13 protein-coding genes are annotated in these 11798 nt (G+C 58.2%); 7 read left to right on the forward strand and 6 right to left on the reverse strand.

Translation table 11 applies throughout. From position 1 onward, the window contains the following. Positions 1–163: 163 nt before the first annotated feature. Positions 164–1162 (forward strand): ACR3 family arsenite efflux transporter, encoded by a 999-nt coding sequence (gene arsB, locus MKZ35_RS17075; RefSeq protein ID WP_482514398.1) that lies wholly within the window; start codon positions 164–166, stop codon positions 1160–1162. A gap of 23 nt (positions 1163–1185) precedes the next feature. Further along, positions 1186–1611 (forward strand): arsenate reductase ArsC, encoded by a 426-nt coding sequence (locus MKZ35_RS17080; protein WP_482514399.1) that lies wholly within the window; start codon positions 1186–1188, stop codon positions 1609–1611. An 81-nt stretch (positions 1612–1692) separates the two neighbouring features. Here MKZ35_RS17080 and MKZ35_RS17085 read toward each other — a convergent pair whose 3' ends face one another. Continuing rightward, on the reverse strand, positions 1693–2190 hold the full coding sequence (locus MKZ35_RS17085; protein WP_482514400.1) for a hypothetical protein: 498 nt from the start codon (positions 2188–2190) through the stop codon (positions 1693–1695). A gap of 299 nt (positions 2191–2489) precedes the next feature. On the opposite strand from MKZ35_RS17085, the gene MKZ35_RS17090 reads away from it, so the two are divergent. The 5 genes from MKZ35_RS17090 (at position 2490) to MKZ35_RS17110 (ending at position 6212) form a co-directional block, all read left to right on the forward strand. After that, positions 2490–3611, forward strand: a complete 1122-nt coding sequence (locus tag MKZ35_RS17090) for a phytoene desaturase family protein (protein ID WP_482514401.1) — start codon at positions 2490–2492, stop codon at positions 3609–3611. Further along, a complete protein-coding gene (locus MKZ35_RS17095; protein ID WP_482514402.1) occupies positions 3587–3958 on the forward strand; it encodes a phytoene desaturase family protein in 372 nt (123 codons plus the stop codon). Before MKZ35_RS17090 ends, MKZ35_RS17095 begins: the two co-directional genes overlap by 25 nt. Positions 3959–4181: 223 nt before the next feature. Then, positions 4182–4871 (forward strand): carotenoid biosynthesis protein, encoded by a 690-nt coding sequence (locus MKZ35_RS17100; protein ID WP_482514403.1) that lies wholly within the window; start codon positions 4182–4184, stop codon positions 4869–4871. A gap of 78 nt (positions 4872–4949) precedes the next feature. After that, positions 4950–5561, forward strand: a complete 612-nt coding sequence (locus MKZ35_RS17105; protein ID WP_482514404.1) for a TetR/AcrR family transcriptional regulator — start codon at positions 4950–4952, stop codon at positions 5559–5561. A gap of 72 nt (positions 5562–5633) precedes the next feature. Further along, entirely contained in the window at positions 5634–6212 is a 579-nt protein-coding gene (locus MKZ35_RS17110; protein WP_482514405.1) for an arylesterase, read from the forward strand. A gap of 192 nt (positions 6213–6404) precedes the next feature. On the opposite strand, the gene MKZ35_RS17115 is transcribed toward MKZ35_RS17110, so the two are convergent. The 5 genes from MKZ35_RS17115 to MKZ35_RS17135 all read right to left on the reverse strand — a co-directional run bounded on the left by MKZ35_RS17115 (position 6405) and on the right by MKZ35_RS17135 (position 11706). Next, complete coding sequence (locus MKZ35_RS17115) at positions 6405–6710, reverse strand: hypothetical protein (protein ID WP_482514406.1); 306 nt, start codon at positions 6708–6710, stop codon at positions 6405–6407. Beyond that, the gene (gene glgP / locus MKZ35_RS17120; protein WP_482514407.1) at positions 6707–8053 is read right to left on the reverse strand and encodes an alpha-glucan family phosphorylase; all 1347 of its coding nucleotides are present in this window, start codon (positions 8051–8053) and stop codon (positions 6707–6709) included. The genes MKZ35_RS17115 and glgP overlap by 4 nt, the downstream gene beginning before the upstream one ends. 554 nt (positions 8054–8607) lie before the next feature. Further along, positions 8608–10311 (reverse strand): outer membrane beta-barrel family protein, encoded by a 1704-nt coding sequence (locus tag MKZ35_RS17125; protein ID WP_482514408.1) that lies wholly within the window; start codon positions 10309–10311, stop codon positions 8608–8610. Then, positions 10224–11093 (reverse strand): carboxypeptidase regulatory-like domain-containing protein, encoded by an 870-nt coding sequence (locus MKZ35_RS17130; protein WP_482514409.1) that lies wholly within the window; start codon positions 11091–11093, stop codon positions 10224–10226. The genes MKZ35_RS17125 and MKZ35_RS17130 overlap by 88 nt, the downstream gene beginning before the upstream one ends. 208 nt (positions 11094–11301) lie before the next feature. Beyond that, positions 11302–11706 (reverse strand): hypothetical protein, encoded by a 405-nt coding sequence (locus MKZ35_RS17135; RefSeq protein ID WP_482514410.1) that lies wholly within the window; start codon positions 11704–11706, stop codon positions 11302–11304. Positions 11707–11798: the final 92 nt, after the last annotated feature.

Below are 11798 nucleotides of genomic sequence, written 5' to 3' on the forward strand. Positions count from 1 at the left end.
TACTTTCAACTAGCTGACTCCGGGGGGCTTTTTCCTGCCCTTCTGACCATTATTACCGCATGAAACCAACTTCCACTGCTCCTTCAAGTCCTCCGCCCGAAGCAGTAGCCCAAAAAAGCTCTCCGGTCTCGATAGAGGACTGACGCTCTGGATCTTCCTGGCTATGGGGCTGGGCGTAGCGCTGGGCTACCTTGTGCCGGGCGTAGAGCGGGCCGTGGATTACTTCACGGTGGGTACTGTGAATGTGCCCATTGCCATCGGCCTCATTCTGATGATGTATCCGCCTTTGGCTAAGGTGAAGTACGAGCAGCTGCCCACGGTTTTTAAGAACACCCGCATTATCGGCTTGTCGCTGGTTTTGAACTGGATTGTAGGGCCGCTGCTCATGTTTTTCCTGGCTATCTGGCTGCTGCCCGACAAGCCCGAATACATGATGGGGCTGATCCTGATTGGCATTGCCCGCTGCATTGCGATGGTGCTAGTGTGGAATGACTTAGCCGACGGCAGCCGCGAGTACGCGGCCGGCTTGGTCGCTCTGAACTCCATTTTTCAGGTGCTGTTTTACTCGGTGCTGGCCTGGCTGTTTATCACGGTGCTGCCGCCTTATTTCGGGCTGAAAGGCTACGCCGTGAACATCGGCATCTGGGATATTGCCCAAAGCGTGCTGGTGTATCTGGGCATTCCGTTTCTGGGGGGCTTTTTGTCGCGCTACGTGCTGCGCCGGCTCAAGGGCGACGCCTGGTACGAGCAGGTTTTTATTCCCGCCATCAGTCCGATCACCCTGATTGCCTTGCTGTTGACTATCGTAGTCATGTTTAGTTTGAAAGGCGAGCTGATTGTGCGCATTCCGCTGGATGTGCTGCGTGTGGCGCTGCCGCTGGCTTTGTACTTCGGTATCATGTTCGTCATCAGCTTTGCCGCGGGCAAGTGGCTGGGGGCCGATTATGCCGAAAATGCTTCCATTGCTTTCACCGCCACCGGCAATAATTTCGAGCTGGCCATTGCCGTGGCCATCGGGGTGTTTGGCCTGAACTCGGGCCAGGCGTTTGCCGGCGTTATCGGGCCGCTGATTGAGGTGCCGGCCCTCATTGCGCTGGTCAATGTGGCCTTCTGGTTTCGCCGTCGCTGGTACGCGGGCCGCACGGTGGCGGCTCAAGCCTAGGCACTCGTTAATTCCTTCTTCCTATGTCTGATAAGAAAAACGTGCTGGTGCTGTGCACCGGCAATTCCTGTCGTAGTCAGCTTATGCACGGCTATCTAACTCAAAGTCTGGGCGAGCAGGCCAATGTGTACAGCGCCGGCATCGAAACGCACGGCGTTAATCCCAAAGCCATTCAGGTGATGCAGGAAGACGGCGTGGACATAGCGCACCACACCAGCAACCACGTAGACGAGTACGCGGCCGTGCCGTTCGACTACGTCATTACCGTCTGCGACAACGCTCGCGAGGCCTGCCCGGTGTTCCCGTCGTCGGCCACCAAGCTGCACCACAACTTCCCCGACCCCGCCAAAGCTACCGGTACCGCTGACGAGGTCATGAACCAGTTTCGGGCCGTGCGCGAGCAGGTGAAAGCCTATGCTCAGGATTTTGTACGCCAGTATTTTCAGTAGTTCGTCTACTCCATAAAAATGCCCCCTAAGTCTATACGACGGACCTGGGGGGCATTTTTATGTGTTTGTTACGCCATTTACTCAGCGGCGAAAAGGAAACGTACCAAGACCTTCTTCCATCAAACGCTCCGTAAGGCGGCCAGCCGTGGTAGACGCCAGCAGAGGGGTAGCCCGGCCATTATATTTCCAAAGCAGCTGCCCCTCAAGGTCATATAAAGCCATATCCAGCATCACTTCGCTAAATGAAGTAATCGCCGGGCTGGTGCTGGTGCTGGTGGCCGTAGCCGCCGCGTCGTTGTAGACGTTGACCGTAGACGGCGCTACGGAATATGGAATCTGGGTACGGTGGAGCCGGGTGACGAGCAGGGCTTCGACGCCCCACTGCCGGGCCAGCGGCAGGATGTTGGTCAAAGAAGCTTCGCTGGATGGTAGCTGGCCTTGGTCAATGTTACGGATAACGACAGGCCGGCGGTGCCCCTGCTGCAACAGCATAGAGTAGAGCATCTGCTGAAACATAGCAGCCTCGCCCGTGGTGGAGGTCGCTACTTGCTCAGCCCTCGATACCTCGTTGCTGTTCACCGTCAGATAGATAGGTAGAATGGCGATGGTACGGGGACGTTGGTGGGCGGCGTGCAGGGTTGGGCTCGTATAGGTACGAAGGGAGTGGCGCAGCCGGTGGACAGCAACCAGCAGAAAATAACAATCAGGACCGCCCCTAAAGCTCGCCCTCTCATAAATTGAATGGCCACCATGATGAGAAGAAACTAGAAGAAGGAAATATTTTATTGCACATAAAACTACTATCATGCCGGAATGGTAGTACAAGCAAACCGCATTTACTTCGCGTTTCTCATTCCTGATTTTTAGACCTGATCTGCTTGAAACAACCCGCCGCCATCATTGGAGCCGGCATTGCCGGTATTGCTACGGCCGTGCGACTGGCGCTCAAGGGCCACGCCGTCACGGTATTTGAGGCGCAGGAGTCGTTTGGGGGCAAAATGTATCAGTTTGAGCTGCCCGGCGGCTACCGCTTCGATGCGGGTCCGTCGCTGTTCACCCTGCCTCAGCTTGTCGACGACTTGTTTCGGCTGGCCGGCCGCGACCCGCAGGATCATTTTCGCTACGAGCGCCTCGACCCCATAACCCATTACTTCTTCGCCGACGGCACCCGCCTGAAAGCCTGGGCCGACGAAGAAAAGTTTGCCGCCGAAATAGAAGACAAGCTGGGCGTGCCAGCCGCCGATGTGCTGAGCTTCCTGCGTCGCAGCGCCTCCGCTTATGAGGCCACGGAAAGCACTTTTTTGCATAAGTCTTTGCACAAAGCGGCCACCTACCTCAGCCCGGAAGTACTGCGGGCCGTGGCGGCGCTGCCGGGCCTGGGCCTCACGGGCACCATGCACCAGCGCCACACCAAAGCCTTCAACGATGCGCGCCTGGTGCAGCTCTTCGACCGCTTCGCTACCTACAACGGCTCCGACCCTTATCAAGCGCCCGCCACGCTCAGCCTGATTCCGCACCTGGAGCACGGCATTGGCGCTTTTTATCCCGTGGGGGGCATTTATAGCATCGCCCAAAGCCTCGTTGGCCTGGCCGAAGAGCTAGGCGTAGAGTTTCGCTACAACGAGCCCGTCGAGGAAATTCTGACGGCGAAGGGCCGCGTAACCGGCGTGCGCACGCCCCTGAATGTGTACAGCTTTGGCTTGGTAGTCAGCAACATGGATGTGGTGCCGACCTACCGCCGCCTGCTGCCCAAGCAGCCCGCGCCCGAGCGCACGCTTAGTCAGCCCCGCTCGTCCTCGGCGCTTATTTTTTACTGGGGCATCGCCCACGAATTCGCGGAGCTGGACCTGCACAACATCTTCTTTTCCCAGGATTATCAGCAGGAGTTTAAAGCCATTTTTGAGCACAAAACCGTCAGCGCTGACCCGACGGTGTACGTGAACGTGACGTCCAAAAAACGCCCCCCGACGCGCCCGTGGGCCACGAAAACTGGTTTGTGATGGTGAACGTGCCCCACCATCAGGGCCAGGACTGGGACGCGCTGATTGCCCAAACCCGCCAAGCGGTGCTTGCCAAAATAACCCGCACCCTGGGCATTGCCGTAGAGCCCCTGATTCGGGCCGAGCGCGTCTGGGACCCGCGGGGAATTGAGGAGCGCACGTCATCCTTTGGCGGCGCATTGTATGGCAGCAGCTCCAATAATGCACTGGCCGCTTTTCTGCGGCATCCCAATTTTTCACGCCAACTCGATGGCTTGTACTTTTGTGGCGGCAGCGTGCATCCTGGCGGCGGCATTCCGCTGTGTTTGCTGTCGGCCAAAATTGCGGCCGAACTAATCAAAAGCTAAGAACTCCCTTCAACTTAAGATCGTCAATCAGTCTCCGAAACGTTATGCAGAGCGGAGCATCTCGTGTACTGACATCTGATTACTAATCTAACGGCGCGAGCGAGATGCTTCGCGCTACTTTGCATGACGTTCTATTGAATGGTTTATCTTAATTCCGAAAATATGCGTTCTTCCAGCTACTGCTAAACTCCATTCAGAACGCTTACTGATAATTTCCTCCTCTGTGTCTTTTTCCGAATCCACGCAAAGCCTGCCCATCGCGCCGCCTACGGGCACCGACCCAGGGCATCGCCGGTTGCGCATAGCGCAGGGCATTCTGCTTCTGTTCCACGTCACGGGCTTCCTGGGCTTGGCGCTTTCCCAGGACCCCAGCTTTTTCCTGCAATTCACCCCGCTCAATCTGCTGCTGACGGCGGCTCTGCTGCTGGCTTTTCACCCCGACCGCAGCCCCACGTTCATCTGGTTTAGCCTGGTGGTGATGGTGGTGGGCTTCTTTGTGGAAGTGGTGGGCATCAATACGGGCTACCTCTTTGGGCAGTACAGCTACGGCGATACGCTGGGCATAAAGATGCTGGGCGTGCCCTTGCTGATTGGGGTAAACTGGTGGATATTAACCTATTGCACCGGTATCCTGGCCCGCTATCTGCCGCTTCCCAGTATCGGGCGGGCAGTGGTGGCGGCCCTGCTCATGGTGGGCCTCGATGCCTGTATTGAGCCCGTGGCCGGCCCACTGGATTTCTGGCAGTGGCAATACGACCTGATTCCGCTACTCAATTTCAAAGGCTGGTTTGTCATTTCATTCATTCTGCAGATCTATTTCAACCGCACACAGTTTGCCAAACGTAATGCACTGGTGCCTTTCGTGTACCTGTTACAGCTGCTGTTCTTCTTCGGTTTAGGGTTGGTTAAGTAAAGAGGTAAATCTCTAAAAGCAAAGTATTTACGTGTCGGGAATGGCGCTTGCTCAGCGCCTGTTTTCCGCTATTATCCTATGATGCAATCCTTTAAGAGCAACCTGCTGAAAGAGGCTCAGCTGGTGTTTGCACGCCTCGGCGTTAGCCGCTTGTCTGAAAGCGAATTGATCGAGGCGCTCCAGGTAGCACCGGCCACTTTTTATGGGATGTTCCGGGGCAAGGACGACCTGGTTTTTCAGGCGATGCAGCACGATTTGGAGCGGCAAAAGCAGGAGCATACGGAGCTGTTCGCCAATTTTTCTTCGCCCGTAGAGCGAATGATGGCCCTGCACGCGCATGGCTTTCACGAGATGAACAAGGTAACCGGCAACAGCTTTCTGGAAATCCAGCATCTGCACCCCAAAGCCTGGAATATGCTACTCGATCATCTGGCCAACTACTCCTACCCGCAGCTGCGCAACCTGATTCAGGAAGGCGTACTGCAGCAGCAGTTCCGCCACGATATTGATATTGAACTGGTTACCAAGATTATTATGCAGCAGATGAACATGGTGTTCAACCACGAGCTGTTCCCGCCCGACCAATACAGCCGCGCCGACGTATTTCGGGGGGTGTATTTCTACTACATCCGCGGGCTTTGCACCACGGAGGGGCTGCGCCTGGCGGCCGCGCAATTTCTGAAGCTTTAGAAAAAGCCCCCCAATCAGTGGTGGGTACCGGTAGCAGCGCACTGAAGCCCCCTAGTGACTTAACCCGTTCATATGCAAAACATTATCTTCTTCGGCGACAGCCTTACGGCTGGCTACCAGCTACGCGCCAACGAGGCCTTCCCAGCCCTTATTCAGCAGCGCCTCGACTCGCTGACGCTGCCTTACAAAGCCCTGAACTACGGCGTGAGCGGCGAAACCACGGCCGGCGGCCGCCAGCGCGTAGCGAGCGTGCTGGCGCGCCAACCGGTGGATGTATTTGTGCTGGAGCTGGGGGCTAATGACGGTCTGCGCGGCATTCCTGTGCGCGAAACGACTCAGAACCTACAGGAAATCATTGACCTGGTAAAAATCAAGCACCCACAGGCCAAAATCGTGCTGGTAGGCCTAGAGTTTCCCTTTGACCTGAGCGCCTTTGGCAGCCACCAGTACGGCCGCTACGCTGCCGAATTCAAGGCGTCCTTCCGTACCCTGGCCGATAAAAACAACGTTGCCTTCGTGCCCTTCCTGCTGCAAAATGTGCTGGGCGTGCGCGCCCTGAACCTGCCGGATGGCGTGCACCCCAATGCCGAGGGCCAGAAGATTCTGGCCAACAACGTGTGGGCCGTATTGCAAACGGTTATCAGTGTCTGAATCGCGGATTTTGCAGATTAGTCGGATTGCCCGGATTTCGGTGACGATTACTTTCTGCTAGATACGCCGCTTGTATTGAGTAAAAAAGCCCCCCAGAACTGCTCTGGGGGGCTTTTTTTACTAAAACTGGGTGATTAAAGCGGAATCGTCACCAAAATCCGGGCAATCCGACTAATCTGCAAAATCCGCGATTCAGACTTTATACATCAGCTCGTAATATTCCGTGGCCATGCGGTGCGACTCAAACTCGGGCTCTACCTCGCGCATGCCGGTTTTTACCAGCTCCAGGAATTTCTCGGGCTGGTCGTAGTACAATGGCACTACTTCATTTTCGAGCACCGTCAGCAGGCTGTCGGCCTCGAAGTCGTCCTTGTCGTGCTCGGGGCGGTTTAGGTCGGCGTGGGGGATGAGGAAGCCGTTTTCGCCGTGGCGCACAAATTCTGGTATCCAGCCGTCGGCGATGCTCAGGCTGGCGCAGGCGTTCATGGCGGCCGTCATGCCGCTGGTGCCCGACGCTTCGCGGGGAAGCGGGGCGTGTTGAGCCAGATATCCGAGCCCTTCTTCATCGACGCCGACAAAGCCAACTCGTAGCCAGTGAGTACGGCGCAGTTTTTCAGGGGGCGGGTCTGCCGGATGATGTCGTTGAAAAGGTTGATAGCGCCGTAGTCTTTCGGATAGGGCTTGCCAGCCCAAATTACCTGCACAGGTCGATCAGCGTTAGAAACCAGCTCCTTGAAGCGCTCAAAATCACGCAGAATCAGGTCGGCGCGCTTGTAGCTGGCGAAGCGTCGGGCCCACACCACGGTCAGGGCATCAGGGTCTAGCAGTGTGCCGGTTTGGTCGGCTACGATGTCAAACAACTGCTTTTTCAGCTCCCGCTTGCGGGCCTTCAGCGCCACATCGTCTTTGGCTTTTAGGGCCTCATGCAGCTGCTGGTCGCGCCAGTAAGTGCCGTTTTGGGAGTTGGTGATAGGAATAATAGGACAGATGCCCGCATTCTTGCCCCACATCTGATTGGCCACAATGCCGTGCACTTTCGATACAGCATTGGCTTTGCGCGCGAAGCGCAACGCGGTGAGCGTGTAGTTCAGGCGGTCATGCTCCACGCCGGCCACGCGGGTTATTTCCTCGGCGGGCACGTTGCCGAAGAAGCTCATTTTAGCAAGCAGCTTCACGTCGTGCTCCTCGTTGCCGGCCAGCTCGGGCGTGTGCGTGGTGAATACCAGGCGCTTCTGCACTTCCTCCAGCTTGCGGCCGTGCTTATCGTAGAGGTAGAAAGCCAGCGGCAGGCCGTGGCCTTCGTTGAGGTGGTAGGTGTCCACCTTCACGCCCAGCTCATCCAGCAGCCTGCCCCCGCCTACGCCCAGCAGAATGGACTGCGCCACACGGGCGGCCGTATCGGCGTCGTAGAGGTGATGGGAAATGGTGCGTGAGATGAAGTCGTTCTCCGGAATATCGGTGGTGAGGAAGAACATAGGGGCGGTGCCGAAAGTATCAGGGGCCAGATACATGGCCTTCACCATCACCTCTGCATCATGAATGACGATGGGAAATACGAGGCCCGTGTCTTCCAGAAATGAGTAGTGCTTCTGGCGAAAGTCGGCGCGCATGGTCTGGTCCTCATTGCGGTCCTGGTCGTAGTAGCCAAACGACCACAGAATACCGATACCAACGAGGTTTTGCTTGAGCTCATAGGCCGAGCGCATGTGCGAGCCGGCCAGGAAGCCCAGGCCACCGGAGTAGGTTTTGAGGGCTTGATCCAGGGCAAATTCCATGGAGAAATACGCGGCCTGGGGGGCAAATTCTGGGGCGGGCGTGTAAGAATTAAAGTTAAATGCCATAAGGGGAAAAGTCGGAATGAAATGGTAGAGGCGGGCTAAGCCCGGCCTTTGCGGCGGCCAAGGTCAGCATTTCGTTTCAAAAAAAGCGGGAGCCGAATTAATTATTCGGCTCCCGCTGGTTAGGCGGATATTGGATTACTGCTGTTGAGACTTTCTGGTTGTCATGTTGAGCAGAGCGAAGCATCTCGCTCGCTGATGTGAGCTTAGTAACCAGACGTCAGCACGCCAGATGCTTCGCGTTGCTTTACCTGACAAACGATTTCAGGGAATAGCTTAGTGATTGTGCTTCAGCTTCTTGAGTTTCTTATGTGTCTTCGCTGAAGTATAAAACTGACGCTTCACCGCTGTACGGATCAGGTAGAAGTACGGGTCCTCTCAGAAAACGGAAAACATAGCACGTTAAGGCGTAAAAAGTGACCCCAGGGGCTGGAGTTTGCCCATCGTGCGTTCCATCAGCTAGTGCAGATATATACTGTGCCACTCACCCAAAGCGTAGGATGACAGGCATCATAGTTTCGAGCTTTGCGCGCACGGCTAGCTTATGTCGCTTGGCGCTAACCACCTAAACCACCCGTATCGCCCTGCGGCTGGTTTTCAATGGTGCTGGCGGGCTTATGGGCCCCCAGAAACCAGGAGAGTCCCAGGTAGCCCACGCGCGTTTCGTATTTGGTTTGAATGTCGGCGGCAAGCCCGTCGGCCGCGAGCTGCGTGTACTGGCGGCGCGTGTTGAATACGTCGCTCACGCGCAGGGTCAGCGCCGCCCGGTCGCGAAACAGGCGTTGGCGCAGGGCCACATCCACCCCGTACACAGCCAACAAGCGGCCCTGCGGCACCACCAGCGGGGCCCGGTAGTTGCCGCTGAGCTGCACGGCCAGGGTCTTGGTCGGGCTAAACTGGTTGAGCAGATACGCCGTGCCGGTGAAGTTGGCCCGGGTGCCATCGCCGGTAAAGCTGGCCACTTGATTGCGGTAGTAAGAGCCGTTCGCCGTGAGTTTCCACCACTTGGTCACGGGCTGCGTCAGCGAGAGTTCCAGCCCGTAGCTGGCCGTGCGGCCAAAATTGGCGTAGCTGGTGCGGGCAATGAAATCGGGCTGGCCGCTGCGGCGGGTGGCCAGGGTATCGATGGTGCGCAGGCTCTGGATGGACTGGCTGGCCAAGCGCCCGAACAGGGTCGTGTTCAGCGTCGTGGCGCGCCAGGTTAGCTGGTGACCCAGTTCCGCGACGTGCCCGTACTCGGGGCGCAGGTCGGGGTTGCCCACTACGTAATTGCGGGCATCGGAATAGATGGGTAGCGCAATGATTTGCACAAAGTTGGGGCGGTTCACGCGGCGCGAGTAGCTGAGTTGCAGGCGCTGGTCGTGGGGCAGCGTGCGCGCCACCGTTGCCGAGGGGAAGACGTTGAGAATCCGTTGGCGGACCGCGCCCGTGGGCAGCACCTGGGCGGAGAGCCCCGTAAATTCAGCCCGCAATCCGGCCTGGTACTCCCACACATCCGATTTGTGTTGGTAGGACCCGTAGGCCTGCGGAATGAGCTGCCGGTACTCGAAGCGGTACGAGCCCGCTTCCTGCCGAACAAATTCGCCCCCCGGGGTGGGTTGCACCGCATAATCGGCCGTGCCGGGCGTCACCAGGGCGTCGGTCTTGACGCCCGCTTCCCAGCGCCGCTTCTTGTCCAGGGGATGCACGTAGTCTACCTGCCCCGAAGGCATCTGAATGGTGACGTCGAGCAGTTGCTGGCGGGCGTTGCGCGGGTAGCGGGCCGGCCCGTCCAAGACGCGCTGCTGGGTCGTGACGGTGCCGCCGTCCAGGTAATACGAGGCACTGGCGGTTAACGCCCGGCCAGGGGACGCGGCCCAGGTGTGCCGGTAAGTACCCGAGACCCGGCCGCCGTACAGGTTTTCGGCCTGCGTGTTCTGGTTGCGCAGGCGGAACGAGGGGTTGGGGTCCTGGGCGAGCCGGGTGGCAAAGGCCTGCGTGGTGCGAAAGTCCTGGGCGTAGTACTGGGCCGTGAGCGTCAGGCGCTGTTCGTCGGTGAGGGCGTACTCTGCCCCCAGCCGTAGGCTGTAGTTGGTTTGCTGGCGCGTACTGGCGCCCGTTTGGTCGGTGCGGTTGGTGCGGCCGTTTACCGTGGCGACCTGCCGCAAGGCCGAGCTGCCACGGAACCGATTGCTCAACCCGTCGGCGTTGCCAGAAAAGGTGAGTTTGCCGACCTGCCGGTTGCCGCTGAGCGACGCCGTGTACTTGTTTCGGGTGCCCACCGTGGCCAGCGCGTCGCCGTTCCAGCTGGTCTTGGTTGGTTTTTCTGCACCAGGTTGATGATGCCCCCCGTGCCCTGGGCCGCGTACTGCGCGCCGGGATTGGTGATGACCTCAATGGTTTCGAGGCGGCTGGCGGGCAGTTGGTCGAGGCGCAGGTTGGGGGGCGCGGGCTGGCCGTCGAGGTAGAGCGTGACGCTTGCATTGCCCCGCAAGCTGACTTGCCCGTTGTCGTCCACGGCCACCGAGGGCACTTTCTGGAGCACGTCCGCCGCCGTACCGCCCGCGCTGTTGAGGTCTTTGCCCACGGTGAGAATGATTTTACCCAGCTCGTGGACCAGCGCCGCTTTTTCGCCCTGCACGACCACGCTGCCGAGTTGCACGGCCGCCGGCGCCACCAACCACTCCCCCAGGCGAACTACCGGAGCGGCAGCGTCCAGCGTGGCCGGTCGGCGGGCGGACTGGTAGCCCAGCGCCTCGGCCCGCACGAAGTACCGGCCCAGCGCGAGGTTGGTCAGGGCAAAGGTGCCGTTTTCAGCGGTTTGAGTGTTACCGATTAGGGTCGAGTCGGACAGCCGCAGCAGCAAGACGTTGGCAAAGGGCAGCGGCTGGCGCGTGCCTTGGTCCAGCAGCCTACCGGACACTTCGCCCAACGACTGGGCGAATAGCGTACCGGGCAACAGGCCGGCTAACATCAACCCGAGACACCCCAACCACCGCGCCACGGGTAAGCGTAGGGAAAGACAATGCCGCCACTGCGCCGCTAATTTGTCACCGTTTTTCATAACTACTTGATTATTAAAGTTAATTTCAATACAAGCTACCAGGCAATACCTAGTAAATTGAGCAAAGGATGCCGCTTGATTCATGGGGATTGAAGTTAATGTGACACGGGAAAAAGACGCGGCTGGGGGAACAGTATCCCCTGGCCAGCCGCTAAAACTGCGGTCAGGGACACCGAAAAATGACTGGGCACTGAAGCATTGCGCGGTACTACTTCGGTTGGCGCCGCAGGAAGAGGTAGTAGGCCAGAAATCCAAGGGCCGTGCTGAACAACAGGATGATGACGGAGTGAAGGCCCAAGGGCAGGTACCGGCTGCACAGCGTAAGCCCCGTGCCGGTACTGAGGAGTAGCGCGACCCACTTCACTACCTTGTTTTGCTCGTCCTGCGGGCGGGGCAGCAGGCGCTCGACAATACTTTCCGAGGTAGCGGCCGCCACTATCTGCTTTTTCAGCAGGTAGTTCAAGACCAGTTTTACGGCGGCCAAGACGAAATTGCAGAGCAGGAAAAGTCCCACCACGGGCAAGAAGACCCGACGGGCGAGTTCCAGCGCGTTGCCATCGAGGACCGGTACCAGCGCACCAGCACTTTGGGCCGAAGCCTTCCAAGAAGTCACGCAGAAAAGCAGAAGCAGCCAAAAACGTTTCATAGGTCGAGCCGGGTGGCGGTACCGGATGAGACCGGCCAGCGCCGGTCATGTTGCAAAAA

The organism is Hymenobacter sp. R533113 (assembly GCF_056835965.1).